Origin of the sequence: Variovorax multivorans (assembly GCF_051216835.1) — a bacterium.
Lineage (GTDB): Bacteria > Pseudomonadota > Gammaproteobacteria > Burkholderiales > Burkholderiaceae_C > Variovorax.
In genome coordinates this window covers 348,620-370,905 of the sequence record NZ_JBPJZL010000007.1, presented here as the reverse complement: position 1 = coordinate 370,905, position 22,286 = coordinate 348,620, and the positions used below count along the sequence as shown (strand labels likewise).

The window sequence follows — 22,286 nt, the reverse complement described above, 5'->3', positions numbered from 1 at the left end:
TTACTGCAGGGTTTCTTTCAGCGCCGCCGGAATCGGCAGCGCCATCACCGGAATGCCTTCGTCGAGCAGCGCTTCGGTCTGCTCCGGCGTCGCCTGGCCGCGAATGCCGCGCTCCTGGGCTTCGCCGTAGTGCATCTTGCGGGCTTCGTCGGCAAAGCGGTCGCCGACGTCTTCGGTCTTTGCCAGCACCTCGCGCACGGCGCGCATCCAGCGGGCTTCGGGCGAGAGTTCGGCAGGAACGCTTGAGGCAGCAGCAATTGGTGCCGCAGCCTCAGGCGCCTTGGCATTGCTCAGATTGAGTCGCGGCGCGCTCAGCAGCTTGACGACGGCGGTGTCGCCGCAGATCGGGCACTCGACCAGTCCGCTAGCCAACTGGCTGTCGAAGGCCTCGTTGGACGCGAACCAGCCCTCGAAGCCGTGGCCGTGCGCGCAGCGGAGATTGAGAACCTTCATGCGGGGATTATCCCGCGCTGCCTTCCGCAGGGGCAGCCTTCCAATCCAGTGCCCATGCGCCCGAAAGGACGTTCTGCAGCCAGAGCGTGCAGGTCAGAGTCTTGGCGTCGGTCACTTTGCCGTCGCGGCACCAGCCGGCCAGCTCATCGGGCGTGCCCGTGAACACGTCGAGAAACTCGCCGTGGTCGAGCTGCCGCTCCCCAAGCGAAAGGCCACGCGCGAAGTAGATGTGGATGATTTCGGTCGAGTACGCCACCGCCAGGTGCATCGCGCCCGCATACGCCCATTCGCGCGCGGTGTAGCCCGTTTCCTCGAGCAGTTCGCGCCGGCCGCAGTCGAACGGGTCTTCGCCCGCGTCGAGCTTGCCCGCCGGAAATTCGATCATCACGTGGCCGACCGGATAGCGGAACTGCCGCTCCAGCACCACCCGGCCGTCGTCCAGCAGCGGAATCACCACCACGGCGCCCGGGTGCACCACGTACTCGCGCGTGGCGCTGTGGCCGTCGGGCAGCCGGATGGTGTCGCGCCTGGCCTCCAGGAACTTGCCCTTGAACAACTCTTCGCGGCTCGTGAGCTCTTCCTTCAGGTGGGAATCGGTGGTGTCGATGGGCGTGGTCATGTCGTCGTCCTCAATGCCTGTGCTTCATCAGATAGCGCCAGGTGAACCCTGGAAAGGCCAGCACGATGAACAGCGCGCCGGTCACCGCATAGAACTCCCAGCCCTGCGGGGCGATCTGCCCTGCCCTGCGCTCGAACAGCAGCCCGATGCCACCGGCCAGAAAGTACAAGACCACCAGTTCGGCGAGGCGCACCGCGAGCGGCTTGGGTTTCGTCGCAAGCGGCACGACGCCGAACAGGCGGTCGTTGAAGAACGGCAGGTTGGCGGCCACCAGGGCCACCAGCAGAACGACCCAGACCGACGCGGTTTGCGACACCAGGTCGGCCGCGTCAGTGGGCCAGGGTTGCCACGATCGCGTCGTAGCAAAGCGTCATCAGGCCGCCGGGCACGATGCCCAGGATCAGGATCAGCGCGCCGTTGATCGTGAGCACGGTGCGCACGTCGCGCGGTGCCGACACGGTGGTGGCCGTGACGGGCGCGTCGAAGTACATGACCTTGACCACGCGCAGGTAGTAGAACGCGCCGATCAGCGACATCATCACCGCGAACACGGCCAGGCCGATGTAGATGGCGTGGCCCGAGGCGATCAGCGCCTGCAGCACGGCCAGCTTCGCGTAGAAGCCGACCAGCGGCGGCAGGCCGGCCAGCGAGAACATCGCAATGGCCATGACGCCGGCGTACAGCGGGCTGCGCTGGTTCAGGCCAGCCAGGTCGGTGATCTCTTCGCTTTCGAAGCCTTCGCGCGCCAGCAGCAGGATGATGCCGAAGCTGGCCAGCGTGGTCAGCACGTAGGTCACGATGTAGAACATCGAGGCGCTGTAGGCGTACTGGGCGTTGTAAGTGCCCTGCTGGTCCGAGCCGGCAACCAGGCCGAGGAGCATGAAGCCCATCTGCGAGATCGTCGAATAGGCCAGCATGCGCTTCAAGTTGCTCTGCGCAATGGCCGCCAGGTTGCCGACCAGCAGCGAGGCAATGGCCAGCACGGCCAGCATCTGCTGCCAGTCGATGGCCAGCGGCTGCAGCGCATCGACCAGCAGGCGGATGATGATGGCGAAGGCAGCCAGCTCGGGCGCGGCGCCGATCAGCAGCGTGATCGCAGTCGGAGCGCCCTGGTAGACGTCAGGCACCCACATGTGGAACGGCGCAGCGCCCACCTTGAAGGCCAGGCCGGCGACGATGAACACCAGGCCGAACACCAGCACCTGGTGGTTCACCTTGCCGCTTGCGATGGTCTTGAACACTTCGTTGACGTCGAGCGAGCCGGTCGCGCCGTACATCATCGACAGGCCGTACAGCAGGAAGCCGCTGGCCATCGCGCCGAGCACGAAGTACTTCATGGCGGCTTCGCTGGCCACCGCGTTGTCGCGGCGCAGCGCCACCAGGGCATAGCTCGACAGCGTGAGCAGTTCGAGGCCCAGGTAGATCAGCAGGAAGTTGCTGCCCGAGATCATCACGAACATGCCCAGTAGCGCGAACATGCTGACGGTGAACATTTCGCCGCCGCGCAGCATCTCGCGGTCGGCCGCATAGGGACGGCCGTAGACCAGCGTGACCATCAGGGCGACGGTGGCAAAGCACTTGAGCCAGTTGCCCATCGGGTCGCTGACGACCATGCCGCCGAAGCCGTAGATCGTCTTGGCGTCCAGGGCCTGCAGGCCCGACAGCACGGCGACCACGGCCAGCGTGGCCAGCGTCAGCACATAGGTGCGGGTACGGCGCGGGCTCGTGTCCGACAGGTCGACCAGCGCAATGATGCAGGCCATGACCAGCAACACGATTTCGGGGTAGATCGTGACCCAGCTGAGTTTGTCAATCATCTCGTTCTCTTCTTCAGCGTGGCATCAGGAAGGCAGCTTCGAAACTGCCACGTGGCGCAGGAGCTCGGTCACCGAGGCGTCCATCGCGTCGGTGAACGGCTTCGGGAACAGGCCCATCCACAGCACGGCGATGGCCAGCAGTGCCAGCATCAGGAACTCGCGGGCGTTGATGTCGCTGAGCTCCTTGACGTGGTCGTTACCGACCGGACCCAGGTACACGCGCTTGTACATCCAGAGGGTGTAGGCCGCGCCGAAAATCAGCGCGGTGGCGGCGCCGAGGCCGATCCAGAAGTTGGCCTTCACGGCGCCCAGGATCACCATCCACTCGCCCACGAAACCGGCGGTGCCCGGCAGGCCGCAGTTGGCCATGGCGAACAGCAGCGCGAACGCGGCGAACTTGGGCATGGTGTTGACCACGCCGCCGTAGTCGGCGATCTGGCGCGAGTGCACGCGGTCGTACAGCACGCCGATGCCCAGGAACATGGCGCCCGACACGAAGCCGTGCGCAATCATCTGCACGATGCCGCCGGACACGCCGAGCTCGTTGAAGATGAAGAAGCCGAGCGTCACGAAGCCCATGTGGGCCACCGACGAATAAGCCACCAGCTTCTTCATGTCCTGCTGCACCAGTGCCACCAGGCCCACGTAGATCACGGCGATCAGCGACAGCGCGATCATGAGCCAGGCCCATTCGTGGGAGGCGTCGGGCGCGATGGGCATCGAGAAGCGCAGGAAGCCATAGGCACCCAGCTTCAGCATGATCGCGGCCAGCACGGCGGAGCCGCCGGTGGGCGCCTCGACGTGCACGTCGGGCAGCCAGGTGTGCACCGGCCACATCGGCACCTTCACGGCGAAGGCCGCGAAGAAGGCGAAGAACAGGAAGGTCTGCGCGGTCGAACTCAGCGGCAGCTTGTGCCAGGCCAGGATGTCGAAGCTGCCGCCCGACTTGTTGTACAGGAAGATCAGTGCAACCAGCATCAGCAGCGAGCCGAGCAAGGTGTACAAGAAGAACTTGAACGCCGCGTAGATCTTGTTCGGGCCGCCCCAGATGCCGATGATCAGGTACATCGGGATCAACGTGGCTTCGAAGAACACGTAGAACAGCACGCCGTCGAGCGCGGAGAACACGCCGATCATGAAGCCCGACAGGATCAGGAACGCGCCCATGTACTGGTTCACGCGCTCGGTGATCACTTCCCAGGCCGAGATCACGACGACGACCGTGATGAACGACGTCAGCAGCACCAGCCAGAGCGACAGACCGTCGATCCCGAGGTGGTAGTTGACGTTGAAGCGTGCGATCCAGCCCGTCTTTTCGACGAACTGCATCGCGGCAGTGCCGTTCTGGAAACGCGTGAACAGCGGCACCGTGACCAGGAAGCTCACGATGGCACCGACTAGCGCGACCCAGCGCACGCCCTTGGCATGCTCGTCACGGCCAAACGCCAGCAGCACGGCGCCGAATGCGATCGGCACCCAGATGGCAAGGCTCAACAAACCCATTTTTCTTTTTCTCCAGCGCTAGGCTCAGCGTTTGAACCAGACGAAGTACGTCATCAGGATGAAGATGCCGAGCAGCATCGCGAAGGCGTAGTGGTAGATATAGCCAGACTGCATCCAGCGCACCACACCCGAAATCCGGCCAATCACTTTCCACGAACCGTTGACGACGGCGCCGTCGATGAGCGCCTGGTCGCCGCCCTTCCACAGACCGGTGCCAAGCGCGCGCGTGGCGCGGGCAATGACGTTCTCGTTGAACCAGTCCATGTAGTACTTGTTCTCGAGCAGGCGGTAGATCGGGCCGCAGGCGCGCTTGATCGCAGCCGGCAGCGCCGGGTTGATCATGTACATGTACCAGGACAGGACTACGCCAGCCAGCGCCAGCCAGAACGGCGCGGCCTGCAGGCCGTGGATGGCCATGGCCACCGGACCGTGGAAGGCTTCTTCCAGTTCCTTCATGGCGTGGTGCTTCGAACCATCCACGAAGATCGCGCTCTTGAAGAACTCGCCGAACAGCATCGGCTCGATCGTCATGAAGCCGATCACCACCGAGGGAATGGCCAGCAGCACCAGCGGCAGCCAGACGACCATCGGCGACTCGTGCGGCTTCTGGTCATGACCGTGACCATGATCGTCATGACCGTGAGCATGGTCGTCATGGTGCGCGTCGGGGTTCTGGTCGTAGCGTTCCTTGCCGTGGAAGACCAGGAAGTACATGCGGAACGAATAGAACGCCGTGATGAACACGCCGGCCAGCACCGCGTAATACGCGAAGTTCGCGCCCCACAGGTGGCTTTCGTGCACCGCTTCGATGATGCTGTCCTTCGAGTAGAAGCCGGCGAAGAACGGCGTGCCGATCAGCGCAAGCGAACCCAGCAGCGAGGTGATCCAGGTGATCGGCATGTACTTGCGCACGCCGCCCATCCAGCGGATGTCCTGGTTGTGGTGCATGCCGATGATCACCGAGCCGGCGCCGAGGAACAGCAGCGCCTTGAAGAACGCGTGCGTCATCAGGTGGAACACCGCGACCGAGTAGGCCGAGGCACCGAGCGCCACCGTCATGTAGCCGAGCTGCGAGAGCGTCGAATACGCGACCACGCGCTTGATGTCGTTCTGGATGATGCCCAGGAAGCCCATGAACAGCGCAGTGATGGCACCGATCACGAGGATGAAGCTCAGGGCCGTATCGCTCAGCTCGAACAGCGGCGACATGCGCGCCACCATGAAGATGCCGGCCGTCACCATCGTTGCCGCGTGGATCAGCGCGGAGATGGGCGTCGGGCCTTCCATCGAGTCGGGCAGCCACACATGCAGCGGGAACTGGGCGCTCTTGCCCATCGCGCCGATGAACAGGCAGATGCAGATCACCGTGATGAGCATCCACTCGGTGCCCGGGAAGGTGATGCCTGCCAGCGTGCCTGCCTTGGCGAAGGCTTCGGTGTAGTTCAGCGTGCCGGCGTAGGCGGCGATCAGGCCGATGCCGAGGATGAAGCCGAAGTCGCCAACGCGGTTGACCAGGAAGGCCTTCATGTTCGCGAAGATCGCGGTCGGCTTGTTGAACCAGAAGCCGATCAGCAGGTACGACACCAGGCCCACCGCCTCCCAGCCGAAGAACAGCTGGAGCATGTTGTTGCTCATGACGAGCATCAGCATCGAGAAGGTGAACAGCGAGATGTACGCGAAGAAGCGGTTGTAGCCGTCGTCTTCTTCCATGTAGCCGATGGTGTAGATGTGGACCATCAGCGACACGAAGGTCACGACGCACATCATCATCGCGGTAAGGCCGTCGACCATGAAGCCGACTTCCATCTTCAGGCCGCCCACCACCATCCATTCATAGATGGTTTCGTTGAAGCGGGCGCCGTCGGCCACCACGCTCTTGAGCGTCATGGCCGAGATGATGAAGGCGACCAGCACGCCGAGGATGGTCAGCGAATGCGTGACCTTGCGGCCGATGTGATTGCCGCCGAACTTGGTGCCGAACAGGCCGGCGACAGCGGCGCCGACCAGGGGTGCCAGCGGCACGGCCAGCAAGGTGGATGCGGAAAGGGTTGCGCTCATGTTGCTTTCAACCCTTGAGCGAGTTGAGTTCGTCGACGTTGATGTTCGACTTGTTACGGAACAGCAGGACCAGCAGCGCCAGCCCGATGGCCGACTCGGCCGCAGCCACCGTCAGGATGAAGAACACGAAAATCTGGCCGTGCATGTCGCCCAGGAAGTGCGAGAACGCCACGAAGTTCATGTTGACCGCGAGCAGCATCAGCTCGATGGCCATCAGCAGGACGATCAGGTTCTTGCGGTTCAGGAAGATGCCGATCACGGACAGCGCGAAGAGCATCGCGCCGAGCGAAAGAAAGTGTCCGAGCGTGAGCGTCATGCCTTGTTTTCCTTTGCAGCGTCCGCAGCTTCAACCACAGGCTCGGCAGCACGCGTTACCGGCATCTGCACGATGCGCACGCGGTCGCGCGCCTTCACGCGGACCTGGTCGGCCGGGTTGACGTACTTGCTGTCCTTGCGGGTACGCAGCGTCAACGCGATGGCGGCCACGATGGCCACGAGCAGGATGACCGCGGCGATTTCCAGCGGGTAGAGGTATTCGGAGTAAAGCAGCTTGCCGAGTTCGAGCGTATTGGAAGTGTTGGCCCCTAACGCACCGGCAGCAGCGCGCGGCTCGCCGAGGCGGAAACCGCCCATGAGCACGGCCGCCATTTCGAGCGCAATCAGCGCACCCACGCCTGCCGCAAGCGGAAAGTGCTTCCAGAAGCCCTCTCGCAAGCCGTCGACGTTGATGTCCAGCATCATCACCACGAACAGGAACAGCACCATCACGGCGCCGACATATACCAGCACGAGCGAGATCGCGAGGAACTCGGCACGCAGCAGCAGCCAGATGGCCGATGCCTGGAAGAAGGCCAGAACCAGGTACAGCGCGGCGTACACGGGGTTGCGGGCGGTGATGACGCGGAACGCTGCAAACAGCAGCACCACGGCAAACAGATAGAACAGACCGGTCTTGACGTCCATTGGAATTCGAATTGGTACGGGGTTCGGGCTGGTCGGAATCAGCGGTACTTGGCGTCAGCCGCCTTGTTCGCTGCGATTTCTTTTTCGTAGCGGTCGCCCACGGCCAGCAGCATGTCCTTGGTGAAGTACAGGTCGCCGCGCTTTTCGCCGTGGTATTCGAAGATGTGCGTCTCGACGATCGAGTCGACCGGGCAGCTCTCTTCGCAGAAGCCGCAGAAGATGCACTTGGTCAGGTCGATGTCGTAGCGCGTGGTGCGGCGCGAGCCGTCGTCGCGCACATCCGATTCGATGGTGATGGCCAGCGCCGGGCAGACGGCTTCGCAGAGCTTGCAGGCAATGCAGCGCTCTTCGCCGTTTTCATAGCGGCGCAGCGCGTGCAGACCGCGGAAGCGCGGCGACAGCGGCGTCTTCTCTTCGGGGAACTGCACCGTGATCTTGCGGGCGAAGGCGTACTTGCCGGTAATGGCCAGGCCCTTGAACAGCTCGAACAGCATGAAGCTGCCCAGGAAGTCCTTGAGCGAGAACGGCGCGGACGGTGTTGCGGTGTGCGCAGCAGACATGATGTTGGCGCTTCCTGTTATTTCCAGATGTTGAACGGCGTCTGCATCCAGCCACCGACCACGACCAGCCACACGAGGGTGACGGGAATGAAGATCTTCCAGCCCAGACGCATGATCTGGTCATAGCGGAAGCGCGGGAACGTCGAGCGCACCCACAGGAACATGGTGACCACGCAGAAGGTCTTGAGGCCCAGCCAGATCCAGCCCGGAATGATGCTCAGGAACTCGAACGGCGGCAGCCATCCGCCGAGGAACAGCACGACGGTCAGGATCGAGACGAGCCACATGTTGGCGTACTCGGCCAGGAAGAACATCGCGAAGCTCATGCCCGAGTACTCGATCATGTGACCGGCAACGATTTCGGACTCGCCTTCCACCACGTCGAACGGGTGGCGGTTGGTCTCGGCCAGGCCGGAGATGAAGTACACGACGAAGATCGGCAGCAGCGGCAGCCAGTTCCACGACAGGAAACCCACGCCCATGTTGGCGAACATGCCCTTGCCCTGAACGTTCACGATCTCGCTCATGTTCAGGCTGCCCGTGACCATCAGCACCACGACGAAGCAGAAGCCCATCGCGATTTCGTAGCTCACCATCTGTGCCGAGGCGCGCAACGCGCCCAGGAAGGCGTACTTCGAGTTCGAGGCCCAGCCGGCGATGATCACGCCGTACACCTCGAGCGAGGTGATGGCCATCACGAACAGCAGGCCAGCGTTGATGTTGGCCAGCGCCACGTCGGGGCCGAAGGGAATCACGGCCCATGCGGCGAGCGCCGGCATGATGGTCATGATCGGGCCCAGCAGGAACAGACCCTTGTTGGCGACCGTCGGAAGAATGATTTCCTTGGTCATCAGCTTGAGCGCGTCGGCGATCGGCTGGAGCAGGCCCAGTGGTCCGATGCGGTTCGGGCCGATGCGGATCTGCGTGAAGCCGATGGCCTTGCGCTCCCACAGCGTGAGGTACGCCACGGCCAGCATCAGCGGGATCACCACCACGATGATCTTGATCAGCGTCCAGATCAGGGGCCAGACCACGGCGGTCCACCAACCTGCGGCAACCAGCCCCTGGCCGAAGCCATGAATGGTGTCGACGATCATGCCAGTGCCTCCTCGGCACGCGCCGACACGTTCGATCCAGCCGATGCATTGCGCGCGTCGGCAGTCAGTTGCAGCGACGGTGCGCGACGCACGATCGAGTCGAGCTGGTAGATGCTGGCGACCACGGGAGCGGCAGTCGCACCGCTGGAAGCGACGGCATTGGCGGAGGTGGCGTTGCTCAGCGCGTTCGCCGGCACCGCACCCTTGTCACCGATGGTGGCCAGTACATCGGCAGTCGATTCGAACGCGAAGCCGGGCAGACCCAGCAGGTTGGCCAGCACGCGCAGCACCTTCCACGCCGGACGCGTTTCGCCTTGCGGCTTCACGACAGCATGGAAACCTTGCAAGCGGCCTTCGGCATTGACGAAGGTACCGGGGGTTTCGGTGAAAGGAGCGATCGGGAGCAGCACGTCGCTGAACTCGAGGTTGGCCTTGAAGGGGCTCAGCGTGACGACCATTTGCGCATTGCCGATGACATCGGCAGCGGCGGCGCCAGCAGCCGAGTCGAACACCGGCTCGGTGTTCAGCAGCATCACGGCCTTCAGGCCGGAACCGGCGGCGAGCATGCGGCCCGCATCGAGACCGCCGTTCTTCGGGAAAACGCCGACGATCTGCGCGCCAACGGTGTTGGCGGCTTCAGTCAGGTAGCCGACGGTGGCGCCCGTTTGCGCGCCGATCCAGTTCGCCAGGGCCAGCAGACTGCTGGCTTGTGCGTGGTGGGCGGCGGCATTGCCGAGCAGGATGGCCTTGCGTTCGCCGCTCAGCAGCGAGGCTGCGATGGCTTGCGCGGCGGCGTCCGGCGCGTTCTTCGGTGCCAGGGGCGCGGTTGCGCCATTGGTCTGGCCGATGGCGGCGGCAACTGCGGCCAGCGCCTCGACCCATTGGTCGGCTTCGACGATGGACGATTGCGCCACGTCGATGGCCCAGGCGTCGCGGGCAGCCATCAGGCTGGCCGAGGTGATCACCGATAGCGCGGCGCCCTTGCGCACGGCCTGGCGGATGCGCTGCGCGAACAGCGGATGTTCCTTGCGCAGGTTCGAGCCCACGACCAGCGCGCGCTGCACTTGCGTGAGCGAAGCGATCGAGGTACCGAGCCAGCGCACGCCTTCGAACGCCGTGAATTCGGCATTGCGCAGGCGGTAGTCGATGTTGTCGCTGCCGAGTTCACGCGTGAGCATGGCGGCGAGCTGCAGCTCTTCGAGCGTGCTGTGCGGGCTGACGAGCGTACCGATGCTTTGTGCACCGTGGTCAGCCTTGATCTGCTTCAGGCCATTGGCGACGTACTCGAGCGCCGTCTGCCAGTCGACCTGCTGCCACTGGCCGCCCTGCTTCAGCATGGGCTGCGTCAGGCGTTCCGGGCCGTTGAGGGCTTCGTACGAGAAACGGTCGCGGTCGGCAATCCAGCATTCGTTGACGTCTTCGTTCTCGAGCGGCACCACGCGCATCACGCGGTTGTTCTTGACCTGGACGATCAGGTTGGCACCGGTGGAGTCGTGCGGGCTCACCGACTTGCGGCGCGACAACTCCCAGGTACGGGCGCTGTAGCGGAAAGGCTTGCTCGTGAGCGCACCGACCGGGCAGATATCGATCATGTTGCCCGAGAGCTCGGAGTCGACCGAGTCGCCGAGGAAGGTTTCGATTTCGGAGTGCTCGCCGCGGTGCGACATGCCGAGCTCCATCACGCCGGCCACTTCCTGGCCAAAGCGGACGCAGCGCGTGCAATGGATGCAGCGGCTCATTTCTTCCATGCTGATCAGCGGGCCGACGTCCTTGTGGAACACGACACGCTTTTCTTCTTCGTAGCGCGAAGAAGAACCGCCGTAGCCCACGGCCAGATCTTGCAGCTGGCACTCGCCGCCCTGGTCGCAAATGGGGCAATCCAGCGGGTGGTTGATCAGGAGGAACTCCATGACCGACTGCTGCGCCTTGATGGCCTTTTCGCTCTTGGTGCGAACGATCATGCCCTGCGTGACGGGGGTGGCGCAGGCCGGCATCGGCTTGGGCGCCTTTTCCACGTCGACCAGGCACATGCGGCAGTTGGCCGCGATGCTGAGTTTCTTGTGATAGCAGAAGTGCGGGATGTACGTGCCCGCCTTGTCGGCAGCATGCATCACCATGCTGCCTTCGGTCACTTCGACCTTCTTGCCGTCGAGTTCGATTTCGATCATGAGTATGTTTCTTCTCGCGCTCAGGCCTTGACGGGCGCCGTCGGAACGTAGCCCGGGATCAGGGCTTCGAACTCGTGACGGAAGTGCTTGATCATGGCGCGCACCGGCATCGCTGCCGCATCGCCGAGCGCACAGATGGTGCGGCCCATGATGTCGCCGGCGACGGAGTCCAGCAGTTGCAGGTCGCTGGGCTTGCCCTGCCCGTTGTGGATGCGGTCCACCACGCGGTAGAGCCAGCCCGTGCCTTCGCGACAGGGAGTGCATTGGCCGCAGGACTCGTGCATGTAGAAGTACGAGAGGCGCTTGAGCGACTCGACCATCGAGCGGCTGTCGTCCATGACGATCACCGCGCCCGAACCGAGCATGGAGCCGGCCTTGGCGATGGAGTCGTAGTCCATGGTGCAGGCCATCATGATGTCGGCCGGCAGCACCGGCGCCGACGATCCGCCGGGGATCACGGCCTTCAGCGTGCGACCCTTGCGCACGCCACCGGCTAGCTCGAGGAGCTTGGAGAACGGCGTGCCCATGGGCACTTCGTAGTTGCCGGGCAGCTCGACGTCACCGCTCACCGAGTAGATCTTGGTGCCGCCGTTGTTCGGCTTGCCGCATTCAAGGTAGGCCGGACCGCCGTTGCGGATGATCCAGGGCACCGCCGCGAAGGTCTCGGTGTTGTTGATGGTGGTCGGCTTGCCGTACAGGCCGAAGCTGGCCGGGAACGGCGGCTTGAAGCGCGGCTGGCCCTTCTTGCCTTCGAGCGATTCGAGCAGCGCGGTTTCTTCGCCGCAGATGTAGGCGCCGAAGCCGTGGGCGGCGTGCAACTGGAAGTTGTACGTGCTGCCCATGATCTTGTCGCCGAGGTAGCCGGCGGCGCGCGCCTCTTCGAGGGCTTCCTCGAAGCGGTCGTAGCTCTGGAAGATCTCGCCGTGGATGTAGTTGTAGCCCACGCTGATGCCCATCGCATACGCGGCGATGGCCATGCCTTCGATCACGATGTGCGGGTTGAACTGCAGGATGTCGCGGTCCTTGCACGTGCCCGGTTCGCCTTCGTCCGAATTGCAGACGAGGTACTTCTGGCCCGGGAACTGGCGGGGCATGAAGCTCCACTTCAGGCCGGTCGGGAAACCTGCGCCGCCACGGCCGCGCAGGCCCGAAGCCTTGACTTCGGCGATCACCTGGTCGGGCGTGAGGCCCTCGGTGAGAATCTTGCGCAAGGCCTGGTAGCCGCCGCGCGCTTCGTAGTCGGCCAGACGCCAGTTGGTGCCGTCGAGGCCCGCATAGATCTGCGGTTCGATGTGGCGGTCATGGAAACAGGTCTGGACGCCTGTCGCCTGGAACTGCTGGAGCACTTGTTCGGGTGACATCAGGCAGCCTCCCCTTTGGTGGAACCGCGCAGGCCTTCGATGAGCTGGTCGAGCTTCTCGTTGCTCATGAAGCTGCACATGGTGCGGTCGTTGACCAGCATCACGGGCGAATCGGCACAGGCGCCGAGGCATTCGCTCTGCTGCAGCGTGAACAGGCCATCGGCCGTGGTCTCGCCCATCTTGATGCCGAGCTTCTTCTCGAGGTGCACGAGGGCAGTGACGCCGTCGCGCAGCTGGCAGGGCAGGTTGGTGCACACGTTGAGCTTGAACTTGCCCACCGGATGCTGGTTGTACATGTTGTAGAAGGTCGTCACTTCATGCACGGCGATGGGCGCCATGCCGAGGTACTCGGCAATCTCGCGCTCGCGCTGCAGACTGACGTGGCCCTCGTCCTGCTGGACGATGGCGAGGCAGGCCATCACGGCGGATTGCTTGCCTGCTTCGGGGTACTTGGCGACCTCGCGCGCAAAGCGCTCGAGGATCGTAGTCTTCAACGGCGCCGAGGGCGCCGCGTCATGGTGGGTCGAGGAAGTCGTCATTCGCTCTTTCTCACCTGTCGATCTCGCCGAACACGATGTCCATCGTGCCGATCACCGCGACAGCGTCGGCGATCATGTGACCGCGCGACATTTCGTCGAGGGCGGCGAGGTGCGGGAAGCCAGGGGCGCGGATCTTCAGGCGGTACGGCTTGTTGGCGCCGTCGCTCACGAGATAGATGCCGAACTCGCCCTTCGGATGCTCGACGGCGGCATACGCCTCGCCTTCGGGCACATGGAAGCCTTCGGTGAAGAGCTTGAAATGGTGGATCAGCTCCTCCATGTTCGCTTTCATCGATTCGCGCGCGGGCGCGGCGACCTTGTGGTTGTCGGTGATGACAGGACCAGGGTTGGCGCGCAGCCAGGCCGAGCACTGCTGGATGATCTTGTTGGCCTGTCGCATCTCTTCGACGCGGACCAGGTAGCGGTCGTAGCAGTCGCCGGTCTTGCCGACGGGCACGTCGAACTGCATTTGGTCGTAGACGTCGTAGGGCTGCTTCTTGCGCAGGTCCCATTCGATGCCCGAGCCGCGCAGCATGGGGCCGGTGAAGCCGAGGTTCAGCGCGCGCTCCGGCGTGACCACGCCGATGCCCACAGTGCGCTGCTTCCAGATGCGGTTGTCGGTGAGCAGCGTCTCGTACTCGTCGACCATCTTAGGAAAGCGCTTGCAGAAGGCGTCGATGAAGTCGAGCAGCGACCCCTGGCGATCTTCGTTCAGGCGCTCGATGGCCTTGGCATTCTTGATCTTGCTGACCTTGTACTGCGGCATCGCGTCAGGCAGGTCGCGGTACACGCCGCCCGGACGGAAGTACGCCGCGTGCATGCGCGCGCCGGAAACGGCCTCGTACATGTCGAACAGGTCTTCGCGCTCGCGGAAGCAGTAGATGAGCATGTTCATCGCGCCGCAGTCCAGACCGTGCGCGCCGAGCCACAGCAGGTGGTTCAGCAGGCGGGTGATCTCGGCGAACATCACGCGGATGTACTGTGCGCGGATCGGCACTTCGAGGCCCATCATCCGCTCGATGGCGAGGCAGTACGCGTGCTCGTTGCTCATCATCGACACGTAGTCGAGACGGTCCATGTACGGCAGCGACTGGATGAAGGTGCGCGATTCGGCAAGCTTCTCGGTCGCGCGGTGCAGCAGGCCGATGTGGGGGTCGGCGCGCTGGATCACTTCGCCGTCCAGCTCGAGCACCAGGCGCAGCACGCCGTGCGCCGCAGGGTGCTGGGGACCGAAGTTGAGTGTGTAGTTCTTGATTTCGGCCATATCAGTGCAAACCGCCGCCGTAGTTGTCTTCGCGGATCACGCGCGGGGTGATTTCGCGCGGCTCGATGGAAACCGGCTGGTAGACCACGCGCTTCTGTTCTTCGTCGTAACGCATCTCGACATGACCGGACACCGGGAAGTCCTTGCGGAACGGGTGGCCGATGAAGCCGTAGTCGGTCAGGATGCGGCGCAGGTCGTCGTGACCGTCGAACACGATGCCATAGAGGTCGAAGGCCTCGCGCTCGAACCAGGTGGCGGCATTCCAGACGGGCTGCAGCGAATCGACCACAGGCAGGTCTTCGTTCGGTGCAAACACCTTCAGGCGCACGCGCTGGTTGAGGCTTACCGACAGCAGGTGGGTGACGACGCAGTAGCGCTCGCCCTGCCACTCGCCTTCGCGGTAGTCGGAGTAGTCCATGCCGCAAAGGTCGATCAGCTGCTCGAAGCGGCAGCCGGGCGCATCGCGCAGCAGCAAGGCGGCTTCGATGTAGTCGGCAGCACCGACCACCACAGTCACCTCTTCCAGGGCGAGCGTCACGCTCTTGGCCTTGGCGCCGAGCGTCTCGGCGATGGTGGCGCGCAGCACCTCCGGCGAAATTGCAAAGTCAGTCATCGTCGGCAATCCCTCAGGCGCGGGCAATGGTGTTGGTGCGGCGAATCTTCTGCTGCAACTGGATCACGCCGTAGAGCAAAGCCTCGGCGGTGGGCGGGCAACCCGGAACGTAGACATCGACCGGCACGATGCGGTCGCAGCCGCGCACGACGGAATAGCTGTAGTGGTAGTAGCCACCACCATTCGCGCACGAACCCATCGACAACACCCAGCGCGGCTCGGGCATCTGGTCATAGACCTTGCGCAAGGCCGGAGCCATCTTGTTGCACAGCGTGCCGGCCACGATCATCAGATCGGACTGGCGCGGGCTGGGGCGAAACAGCATGCCGAAGCGATCGATGTCATAGCGGGCGGCGCCCGCGTGCATCATTTCCACCGCACAGCATGCGAGGCCGAAGGTCATCGGCCAGAGAGATCCGGTCTTCGCCCAATTCACCACCGAGTCGTAGGTGGTGGTGACGAAACCTTCTTTGAGAACGCCTTCAATGGCCATCGTGATTCCTTGTCATTCCCAGTCGAGCGCGCCTTTTTTCCACTCGTAGGCAAAGCCCACGACGAGGATGGCGAGAAAGATCATCATGGCCCAGAAGCCGACAGCACCGATCTCCTTGAGCGCAATGGCCCACGGAAAGAGAAAGGCAATTTCGAGATCGAACAGGATGAAGAGAATCGCAACGAGGTAGTAGCGCACGTCGAACTTCATGCGTGCGTCCTCGAAGGCTTCAAAGCCACACTCGTAGGGAGCGTTCTTTGCGGCGTCGGGCCTGTTGGGGCCGAGAATGTATCCGATGACCTGAGGGGCGACGCCTACGCCGACTCCGACCAGAATGAACAAAAGGACGGGGAGGTAGGAGTCGAGATTCATCGAGAGTTTTTCACCGCTTGCCACCGGCAAGAGGAGCCCCTGGATGAGGCTTTCTGCCGATGAGATTTGGTGCGGTCGGCGAGACTCGAACTCGCACAGCTTTCGCCACTACCCCCTCAAGATAGCGTGTCTACCAATTTCACCACGACCGCGGTTTTTGCTGTTCGGATGGCATGAGGTACCTGCAAGAGGCATTTGGCTTTCCGAACAGATTTAGAGTTTACCCTGAAATGAAGCCATTTCTCACAGGCAACTCATGAAAACGAGTTGATTACTTGCTCGGAATCTGGCCCGCGCCCGAAACCGGGGCAGCAGGAGCCGAAGCAGGCGCAGTGGGAGCCGCCGCACCAGGAATTTCACTCGCTGCACCAGAAGCCGGCGTGGCCGGCGCACCCACTGCAGCGCGCTCAAGAAGACTGCCACCGCCTGCAGGACGTGCATGGCTGAAATAGGCCAGCAGCAGCGTGCATGCGAAGAACACCGCAGCAAGCACAGCCGTGGTGCGCGAGAGGAAGTTGGCACTGCCGCTGGCACCGAACAGGCTGCCGGCACTGCCGCTGCCGAAGGCCGCGCCCATGTCGGCGCCCTTGCCGTGCTGGATCAGGATCAGGCCGATCATTGCGAGGGCCGTCAGCATCTGCACGCCGACCAGTAGATTGAGGACCAGGTTCATTCGTTCTTACTCCTAAGTGATACAGCCGTTGCGCGTTCAGCGCGCAGCGGCGGAAATGATCTGCAGAAAATCGGGTGCCTTGAGCGAAGCGCCGCCAATGAGGCCGCCATCGATGTCGGCCTGCGCCAGCAGTTCTGCGGCGTTGGCGGCGTTCATGCTGCCGCCATAAAGAATCTGGATGCCGGCGGCATGCTCGCTCGCTGCGTGATGCAGCTGCGCGCGCAGCACCGCGTGCACCGCTTGCGCCTGCTCCGGCGTGGCCGTCTTGCCTGTGCCAATGGCCCAGACCGGCTCGTACGCCACGACGATCTCGCTGATGCAATGACCGTTCACATGGATGACCGCAGCCAGCTGACGCTTGACGACTTCTTCGGTCTGCCCTGCTTCGCGCTGTGCCAGCGTTTCACCAACGCAGACGATCGGCGTGATGCCGTTGGCCAGCGCTGCCGCCGTCTTGGCCGCGACCGCTTCATCGGTCTCGCCGTGATACTGCCGACGCTCGGAGTGACCGACGATGGCATAGCGCACACCGAAGTCCTTCAGCATCGCCGCCGATTGCTCGCCGGTGAATGCTCCTTGCGGATGCGCCGAAATGTCCTGCGCACCCAGCGCCAGTGCTGGCGAACCTGCCAGCAGCGACTGCAGTTGCGCGAAGTACGGTGCAGGCGCACACAGCGCCACGTCACAAGCCGCCGGGCTTGCGGCCAGGCCTTGTTGCAAGGCCTTTACCAGCACCTCGTTGGCAGCCAGACTGCCATTCATCTTCCAGTTGCCAGCGATCAGTTTCTTCTTGGTCGTCATCGCGTTCGTCTTCCCGTCACTCACCATGTCAGCACGATCTTGCCGATGTGCTGGTTCGATTCCATCAGCGCGTGAGCCTGGGCTGCGCCACTTGGCTCGCCCGCCGCCGCAAAGATGCTGTGGATCACGGGCTTGATCGCACCGCTTTCCAGCAGCGGCCACACCTTCTCGCAAAGGGCCTTGGCAATAGCGCCCTTGAACGCCACTGGCCGCGGACGCAGCGTCGAGCCGGTGATCGTGAGCCGCCTGCGCAGCACGAGGCCCGCATTGATCTCACTCTTCACGCCGCCCTGCACCGCGATGATCACGAGCCGGCCATCTTCGGCCAGGCACTCGATCTCGCGCGCCACGTAGTCGCCGGCGACCATGTCGAGCACCACGTCCACACCCTTGCCGCCAGTGAGCTTCTTCGCCTCTTCGACGAAGTCGCTCGTGCGGTAGTTGATGGCATGGTCGGCACCAAGCTTCAGGCAGGCCTCGCACTTGTCGTCGCTGCCGGCCGTGACGATCACGGTCGCACCGAGCGCCTTGGCGATCTGGATCGCCGTGACGCCGATGCCGCTCGAGCCGCCCTGGATCAGCAGCGTCTCGCCCTTTTGCAGGCGGCCGCGGTCAAACACATTGCTCCAGACGGTGAAGAAGGTTTCGGGCAGCGAAGCTGCATCGATATCGCTCCACCCCTTGGGCACCGGCAGGCATTGCGCCACGGGCGCCACGCACAGCTCGGCATAGCCGCCACCGGCGATCAGCGCACAGACACGGTCACCAACCTTGAAGCCCGCCTCGGCCAGCGCCGCAGCGTCACCCGAGACGATCTCGCCGGCCACTTCGAGGCCCGGCAGATCGGAAGCGCCCGGCGGCACGGGGTAGTGCCCCTTGCGCTGCAGCACGTCCGGGCGATTGACGCCACTTGCCGCCACACGGATCAGCAGTTCGCCCGCACCCGCTACCGGGTCGGGACGCTGCGCAACGCGCAGCACCTCAGGGGCGCCGTACGAAGTGATTTCAATGGCTTTCATGGTCTTTCGGCCTCCAACGCCCGCAGATGGGGCGAAGCTTGATGTTCAAAAGATAGCAACGGCGGCCGGAGACCGCCGTTGCGCCCTTCTTACTCCTGAGGCTCGCGCGGGGCTTGCTGCTGCTCGCCGGCCGGGGCCTGCGGCTGCTCGTTGCGCGGCTGCTGTTGCTCGTTGTTGAAGCGCGGTGCGCGCTCGCCACGGTCGCCGCCGCGATCACCACCGCGATCGCCACGTTCACGGCGATCGCCACGGTCACCGCGGTCTTCGCGCGGCGGGCGCTCGCTGTATTCCATGCCGGCGGGACGCTCGGTCAGGGCCTTCATGGACAGCTTGACGCGGCCCTTCTCGTCCGTTTCCAGAACCTTGACCTTCACGATCTGGCCTTCGCTCAGATAGTCGGTCACCTTCTCGACGCGTTCGTGCGCGATCTGGCTGATGTGCAGCAGGCCGTCCTTGCCGGGCAGCAGGTTGATGAGCGCACCGAAGTCCAGGATCTTGGTGACCGGGCCTTCGTAGACCTTGCCGATTTCGACTTCGGCCGTGATCTGCTCGATGCGCTTCTTGGCCAGTTCGGCCTTTTCCGGATCGGTCGAAGCGATGGTGATGGTGCCGTCTTCGTCGATGTTGATCGTCGTGCCGGTTTCTTCCTGCAGGCCACGGATGACCGAGCCGCCCTTGCCGATCACGTCGCGGATCTTCTCGGGGTTGATCTTCAGCGTGGTCAGGCGCGGTGCGAAGCTGGAGACTTCGGCCTTGGCCTCGCCCATGGCTTCCTGCATCTTGCCCAGGATGTGCATGCGCGCTTCCTTGGCCTGCGCCAGTGCGACCTGCATGATTTCCTTGGTGATGCCCTGGATCTTGATGTCCATCTGCAGCGCGGTGATGCCGTTGGTGGTACCCGCAACCTTGAAGTCCATGTCGCCCAGGTGATCTTCGTCGCCCAGGATGTCGGTCAGCACCGCGAAGCGGTTGTCTTCCTTGATCAGGCCCATGGCGATGCCGGCCACGTGAGCCTTCATGGGAACGCCGGCGTCCATCATCGAGAGGCAGCCGCCGCAGACCGAAGCCATCGATGACGAGCCGTTCGACTCGGTGATTTCCGACACCACGCGAACCGTGTACGGGAACTCTTCCTTGTTCGGCAGCACGGCGACGAGTGCGCGCTTGGCCAGGCGGCCGTGGCCGATTTCGCGGCGCTTGGTCGAGCCCATGCGGCCCACTTCGCCGGTGGCGAAGGGAGGCATGTTGTAGTGGAACAGGAAGCGGTCTTCGTATTCGCCGGCCAGCGCGTCGATGCGCTGTGCGTCGCGCTCGGTGCCGAGCGTGGTGATGACCAGCGCCTGGGTTTCACCGCGCGTGAACAGGGCCGAACCGTGGGTGCGGGGCAGCACCGAGTTGCGGATTTCGATGGGGCGCACGGTGCGCGTGTCGCGGCCGTCGATGCGGGGCTCGCCCGACAGGATCTGGCTGCGCACGATCTTCGATTCGATCGAGAACAGCAGGTCGTTGACCTTGCCGGCGTCGAAAGGCTCGCCGCTTTCCTTCAGCGATGCCATCACGCTGGCATTGGCTTCGCGCAGGGCTTGCGTGCGGGCTTGCTTGCTGCGAATTTGATAGACAGCGCGCAGCTTTTCTTCGGCCAAGCCCTTGACCTTGGCAACGAAGGCTTCGTCTTCGGCGGGTGCTTGCCAGTCCCACACCGGCTTGCCGGCGTCGCGCACGAGTTCATGGATCGCGTTGATGGCGATGTTGGCTTGTTCGTGGCCGAACACCACGCCGCCCAGCATGATTTCTTCGCTGAGTTGCAGGGCTTCGGATTCGACCATCAGCACCGCGGATTGTGTGCCGGCGACGACGAGGTCCATCTGCGAATCCTTGCGAGCCGTCTGGCCCGGATTCAGCACGTACTGGCCGTTGATGTAGCCCACGCGGGCGGCACCGATCGGGCCGTTGAACGGCACGCCGGAGATCGACAGCGCGGCGCTCACGCCGATCATGGCGGCGATGTCGGCATCGACTTCGGGGTTGAGCGACACGGTGTGGATGACCACATGCACTTCGTTCAGGAAGCCTTCGGGGAACAGCGGGCGGATCGGGCGGTCGATCAGGCGGCTGGTCAGCGTTTCATGTTCGCTGGGCTTGGCTTCGCGCTTGAAGAAGCTGCCGGGAATCTTGCCTGCGGCGTAGGTCTTCTCGATGTAGTCGACGGTCAGCGGGAAGAAGTCCTGGCCGGCCTTGGCCGACTTGGAGGCGACCACGGTCGCGAGGATGACGGTGCCGTCGATGTCGACGAGCACGGCGCCGCTGGCCTGGCGGGCGATTTCACCCGTTTCCATGACGACGGTCTTGTCGCCCCACTGGAACGACTTGGTGACTTTGTTGAAGAGGCTCATGTTTTGCTCCTGTTTTGATAGCGGACTACACAGAATCCGCAAGAGACGGAGGCTTCTCAGAACACGATGCCATTCCAGCGAAGCTCGGGGCGAACTTCATTGGAATGACACAGCTTCGCTCTGTTTGGGCACTCCGAAAGTGGATCGCGAAGTAAAAAACGCCTGAGCTAGCGGACTAACCCAGGCGTTTTTTCATGCGATTCGATTTACTTGCGCAGACCCAGCTTGGCGATCAGCGCGGTGTAACGGTCGGCGTCCTTGGACTTGAGGTAGTCGAGGAGCTTGCGGCGGCGGCTCACCATGCGCAGCAGACCGCGACGGCCGTGGTGGTCCTTGGCGTGCGTCTTGAAGTGGGGGGTGAGCTCGTTGATGCGGGCGGTCAGCAGTGCGACTTGCACTTCGGGGCTGCCGGTGTCGTTGGCGGCGCGGGCGTTGTCCTTGACAACTTCTGCCTTGATGGAGGCTGCGATCATGTTGATTTCCTTGTTCCGGGATGTTTGACTTGCGGTGTGCGCTGGAACTGCACCCACCGTGCGCCTTGCGGCATGCAAAGCCTTGGAATTATAGCCCGACCGTCCTGATCGGGCTTTCAGGCCCCTTGCGGGGCCTTCCATCGAGCGAAGCCAGCCCCACGGCGCCCAGCACGCAAACCGCCCCGCCGATCTGCGCCAGGCTGATGCTTTCGCCCAGCCAGAGCGCGGCCAGCACCAGCGCCGAAACCGGCAGAACGGCGGTGAAAAGCGCCGCCTCGGCCCCGCGCAGCCGGGAAGATCCGGCGAACCACAGTACGAAGCCCAACACCGTCGGCACCAGCGCGTAGTAGGCGACGCCGGCCAGCGCCTCCGCCGGCAAAGGATGCTCCCATGCCCGCTCGAACAGGGCCGGCACCAGCGACAGCAGCAGCCCGAAGGCCGTCATCAGCGTCGACAGCGCCAGCGGACGCACTGGCACCCGCAGGCGCTTGTTGAGCAGGATGAACATTGCCTCGCAGACCACCGCGCCCAGCACCAGCAGGTTGCCGATCAGCGCCGCGGGAGATTTCGAGTCCCCCGCTGAAACCGGGCCCGCCCCGGGCCAACTGATTGCCAGCACCCCCACCGTTGCCAGCACGATGCTTCCCACCAGAAACCGCCCTGGCCGCTCGCGCAGCGCAATCACCGCCACCAGCGCCGCCACAGCCGGCAAGGTGCCCGCCACCACGCCCGCACTGGCTGCCGGCGCCCAGCGCACGCCCAGGATCAGCAGCACGGTGTAGCCCACGCTCCCCAGACCCGCCTGGCACACCAGCAGCGCCAGATCGCGCCGGCCGGGTCGCGGCCATGGTGTGCGGGTCAGCCGCAGCAGCACCAAGAACACCGGCAGCGCCATCGCGAACCGCAGTGCGGTCGCGGTGAACGGAGGCAGCCCGCCCGCGATGACCTTGCTGGCCACCACCGTACTGCCCACCGTGACCATTGCCAGCGCGCACAGCGCCATCCCCTTCAACCGTTGCGACAACATGCCGAGCCTTTCGCTTTCGA

General features: G+C 63.7%; 23 protein-coding genes and 1 tRNA gene. All 24 read right to left on the bottom strand.

All coding sequences use genetic code 11. The features are described from left to right. A complete protein-coding gene (locus tag ACSFCA_RS20730) occupies positions 1 to 453 on the bottom strand; it encodes a DUF1178 family protein (RefSeq protein WP_435460678.1) in 453 nt (150 codons plus the stop codon). A gap of 7 nt (positions 454 to 460) precedes the next feature. Continuing rightward, complete coding sequence (locus tag ACSFCA_RS20725) at positions 461 to 1,072, bottom strand: NUDIX domain-containing protein (RefSeq protein ID WP_258350162.1); 612 nt, start codon at positions 1,070 to 1,072, stop codon at positions 461 to 463. Positions 1,073 to 1,082: 10 nt separating this feature from the next. Next, entirely contained in the window at positions 1,083 to 1,388 is a 306-nt protein-coding gene (locus ACSFCA_RS20720; protein WP_435460679.1) for a DUF2818 family protein, read from the bottom strand. A gap of 13 nt (positions 1,389 to 1,401) precedes the next feature. Further along, complete coding sequence (nuoN, locus tag ACSFCA_RS20715) at positions 1,402 to 2,889, bottom strand: NADH-quinone oxidoreductase subunit NuoN (protein WP_093057842.1); 1,488 nt, start codon at positions 2,887 to 2,889, stop codon at positions 1,402 to 1,404. A 24-nt stretch (positions 2,890 to 2,913) separates the two neighbouring features. Continuing rightward, on the bottom strand, positions 2,914 to 4,392 hold the full coding sequence (locus tag ACSFCA_RS20710) for an NADH-quinone oxidoreductase subunit M (RefSeq protein WP_258350164.1): 1,479 nt from the start codon (positions 4,390 to 4,392) through the stop codon (positions 2,914 to 2,916). A 24-nt stretch (positions 4,393 to 4,416) separates the two neighbouring features. Then, positions 4,417 to 6,450: an NADH-quinone oxidoreductase subunit L gene (gene nuoL / locus ACSFCA_RS20705; protein WP_435460680.1), complete on the bottom strand. Its 2,034-nt coding sequence runs from the start codon at positions 6,448 to 6,450 to the stop codon at positions 4,417 to 4,419. A gap of 7 nt (positions 6,451 to 6,457) precedes the next feature. After that, positions 6,458 to 6,766, bottom strand: a complete 309-nt coding sequence (gene nuoK / locus ACSFCA_RS20700) for an NADH-quinone oxidoreductase subunit NuoK (RefSeq protein ID WP_019653383.1) — start codon at positions 6,764 to 6,766, stop codon at positions 6,458 to 6,460. Beyond that, positions 6,763 to 7,413: an NADH-quinone oxidoreductase subunit J gene (locus tag ACSFCA_RS20695; RefSeq protein WP_258350166.1), complete on the bottom strand. Its 651-nt coding sequence runs from the start codon at positions 7,411 to 7,413 to the stop codon at positions 6,763 to 6,765. The genes nuoK and ACSFCA_RS20695 overlap by 4 nt, the downstream gene beginning before the upstream one ends. 38 nt (positions 7,414 to 7,451) lie before the next feature. Next, entirely contained in the window at positions 7,452 to 7,973 is a 522-nt protein-coding gene (gene nuoI / locus ACSFCA_RS20690; protein ID WP_042579825.1) for an NADH-quinone oxidoreductase subunit NuoI, read from the bottom strand. 17 nt (positions 7,974 to 7,990) lie between these two features. Further along, positions 7,991 to 9,070: an NADH-quinone oxidoreductase subunit NuoH gene (nuoH, locus tag ACSFCA_RS20685; protein WP_371127400.1), complete on the bottom strand. Its 1,080-nt coding sequence runs from the start codon at positions 9,068 to 9,070 to the stop codon at positions 7,991 to 7,993. Further along, positions 9,067 to 11,238, bottom strand: coding sequence for an NADH-quinone oxidoreductase subunit NuoG (nuoG, locus tag ACSFCA_RS20680; protein ID WP_435460681.1), 2,172 nt, complete (start codon positions 11,236 to 11,238; stop codon positions 9,067 to 9,069). The genes nuoH and nuoG overlap by 4 nt, the downstream gene beginning before the upstream one ends. 20 nt (positions 11,239 to 11,258) lie before the next feature. Continuing rightward, positions 11,259 to 12,599, bottom strand: coding sequence for an NADH-quinone oxidoreductase subunit NuoF (gene nuoF, locus ACSFCA_RS20675; RefSeq protein ID WP_093057847.1), 1,341 nt, complete (start codon positions 12,597 to 12,599; stop codon positions 11,259 to 11,261). After that, a complete protein-coding gene (locus tag ACSFCA_RS20670) occupies positions 12,599 to 13,138 on the bottom strand; it encodes an NADH-quinone oxidoreductase subunit NuoE family protein (RefSeq protein WP_093057848.1) in 540 nt (179 codons plus the stop codon). Before ACSFCA_RS20670 ends, nuoF begins: the two co-directional genes overlap by 1 nt. A 10-nt stretch (positions 13,139 to 13,148) precedes the next feature. Then, positions 13,149 to 14,402 (bottom strand): NADH-quinone oxidoreductase subunit D, encoded by a 1,254-nt coding sequence (locus tag ACSFCA_RS20665; RefSeq protein ID WP_258350169.1) that lies wholly within the window; start codon positions 14,400 to 14,402, stop codon positions 13,149 to 13,151. 1 nt (position 14,403) lies between these two features. Continuing rightward, a complete protein-coding gene (locus tag ACSFCA_RS20660; RefSeq protein ID WP_093057850.1) occupies positions 14,404 to 15,015 on the bottom strand; it encodes an NADH-quinone oxidoreductase subunit C in 612 nt (203 codons plus the stop codon). A 13-nt stretch (positions 15,016 to 15,028) separates the two neighbouring features. Next, a complete protein-coding gene (locus tag ACSFCA_RS20655; protein ID WP_007837763.1) occupies positions 15,029 to 15,508 on the bottom strand; it encodes a NuoB/complex I 20 kDa subunit family protein in 480 nt (159 codons plus the stop codon). Positions 15,509 to 15,520: 12 nt separating this feature from the next. After that, positions 15,521 to 15,880: an NADH-quinone oxidoreductase subunit A gene (locus tag ACSFCA_RS20650; RefSeq protein WP_012748607.1), complete on the bottom strand. Its 360-nt coding sequence runs from the start codon at positions 15,878 to 15,880 to the stop codon at positions 15,521 to 15,523. Positions 15,881 to 15,947: 67 nt separating this feature from the next. Further along, a tRNA-Leu gene (locus tag ACSFCA_RS20645) sits at positions 15,948 to 16,032 on the bottom strand. A gap of 119 nt (positions 16,033 to 16,151) precedes the next feature. Next, positions 16,152 to 16,553, bottom strand: a complete 402-nt coding sequence (gene secG, locus ACSFCA_RS20640) for a preprotein translocase subunit SecG (protein WP_258350171.1) — start codon at positions 16,551 to 16,553, stop codon at positions 16,152 to 16,154. A 36-nt stretch (positions 16,554 to 16,589) separates the two neighbouring features. Continuing rightward, positions 16,590 to 17,354, bottom strand: coding sequence for a triose-phosphate isomerase (gene tpiA, locus ACSFCA_RS20635; RefSeq protein WP_435460682.1), 765 nt, complete (start codon positions 17,352 to 17,354; stop codon positions 16,590 to 16,592). A 20-nt stretch (positions 17,355 to 17,374) separates the two neighbouring features. After that, the gene (locus ACSFCA_RS20630) at positions 17,375 to 18,373 is read right to left on the bottom strand and encodes an NAD(P)H-quinone oxidoreductase (protein WP_435460683.1); all 999 of its coding nucleotides are present in this window, start codon (positions 18,371 to 18,373) and stop codon (positions 17,375 to 17,377) included. Between the two features lie 89 nt (positions 18,374 to 18,462). Beyond that, positions 18,463 to 20,766, bottom strand: a complete 2,304-nt coding sequence (gene pnp, locus ACSFCA_RS20625; protein ID WP_435460684.1) for a polyribonucleotide nucleotidyltransferase — start codon at positions 20,764 to 20,766, stop codon at positions 18,463 to 18,465. 206 nt (positions 20,767 to 20,972) lie between these two features. Then, complete coding sequence (rpsO, locus tag ACSFCA_RS20620) at positions 20,973 to 21,239, bottom strand: 30S ribosomal protein S15 (protein WP_007837783.1); 267 nt, start codon at positions 21,237 to 21,239, stop codon at positions 20,973 to 20,975. Between the two features lie 88 nt (positions 21,240 to 21,327). After that, positions 21,328 to 22,263 (bottom strand): DMT family transporter, encoded by a 936-nt coding sequence (locus ACSFCA_RS20615; protein ID WP_435460685.1) that lies wholly within the window; start codon positions 22,261 to 22,263, stop codon positions 21,328 to 21,330. Positions 22,264 to 22,286: the final 23 nt, after the last annotated feature.

Bases quoted from the DNA above. Each gene is read 5' to 3' on its own strand.
- ACSFCA_RS20730 (WP_435460678.1), bottom strand. From the start codon at position 453: ATGAAGGTTCTCAATCTCCGCTGCGCGCACGGCCACGGCTTCGAGGGC.
- ACSFCA_RS20725 (WP_258350162.1), bottom strand. From the start codon at position 1,072: ATGACCACGCCCATCGACACCACCGATTCCCACCTGAAGGAAGAGCTC.
- nuoN (WP_093057842.1), bottom strand. From the start codon at position 2,889: ATGATTGACAAACTCAGCTGGGTCACGATCTACCCCGAAATCGTGTTG.
- ACSFCA_RS20710 (WP_258350164.1), bottom strand. From the start codon at position 4,392: ATGGGTTTGTTGAGCCTTGCCATCTGGGTGCCGATCGCATTCGGCGCC.
- nuoL (WP_435460680.1), bottom strand. From the start codon at position 6,450: ATGAGCGCAACCCTTTCCGCATCCACCTTGCTGGCCGTGCCGCTGGCA.
- nuoK (WP_019653383.1), bottom strand. From the start codon at position 6,766: ATGACGCTCACGCTCGGACACTTTCTTTCGCTCGGCGCGATGCTCTTC.
- ACSFCA_RS20695 (WP_258350166.1), bottom strand. From the start codon at position 7,413: ATGGACGTCAAGACCGGTCTGTTCTATCTGTTTGCCGTGGTGCTGCTG.
- nuoI (WP_042579825.1), bottom strand. From the start codon at position 7,973: ATGTCTGCTGCGCACACCGCAACACCGTCCGCGCCGTTCTCGCTCAAG.
- nuoH (WP_371127400.1), bottom strand. From the start codon at position 9,070: ATGATCGTCGACACCATTCATGGCTTCGGCCAGGGGCTGGTTGCCGCA.
- nuoG (WP_435460681.1), bottom strand. From the start codon at position 11,238: ATGATCGAAATCGAACTCGACGGCAAGAAGGTCGAAGTGACCGAAGGC.
- nuoF (WP_093057847.1), bottom strand. From the start codon at position 12,599: ATGTCACCCGAACAAGTGCTCCAGCAGTTCCAGGCGACAGGCGTCCAG.
- ACSFCA_RS20670 (WP_093057848.1), bottom strand. From the start codon at position 13,138: ATGACGACTTCCTCGACCCACCATGACGCGGCGCCCTCGGCGCCGTTG.
- ACSFCA_RS20665 (WP_258350169.1), bottom strand. From the start codon at position 14,402: ATGGCCGAAATCAAGAACTACACACTCAACTTCGGTCCCCAGCACCCT.
- ACSFCA_RS20660 (WP_093057850.1), bottom strand. From the start codon at position 15,015: ATGACTGACTTTGCAATTTCGCCGGAGGTGCTGCGCGCCACCATCGCC.
- ACSFCA_RS20655 (WP_007837763.1), bottom strand. From the start codon at position 15,508: ATGGCCATTGAAGGCGTTCTCAAAGAAGGTTTCGTCACCACCACCTAC.
- ACSFCA_RS20650 (WP_012748607.1), bottom strand. From the start codon at position 15,880: ATGAATCTCGACTCCTACCTCCCCGTCCTTTTGTTCATTCTGGTCGGA.
- secG (WP_258350171.1), bottom strand. From the start codon at position 16,553: ATGAACCTGGTCCTCAATCTACTGGTCGGCGTGCAGATGCTGACGGCC.
- tpiA (WP_435460682.1), bottom strand. From the start codon at position 17,354: ATGACGACCAAGAAGAAACTGATCGCTGGCAACTGGAAGATGAATGGC.
- ACSFCA_RS20630 (WP_435460683.1), bottom strand. From the start codon at position 18,373: ATGAAAGCCATTGAAATCACTTCGTACGGCGCCCCTGAGGTGCTGCGC.
- pnp (WP_435460684.1), bottom strand. From the start codon at position 20,766: ATGAGCCTCTTCAACAAAGTCACCAAGTCGTTCCAGTGGGGCGACAAG.
- rpsO (WP_007837783.1), bottom strand. From the start codon at position 21,239: ATGATCGCAGCCTCCATCAAGGCAGAAGTTGTCAAGGACAACGCCCGC.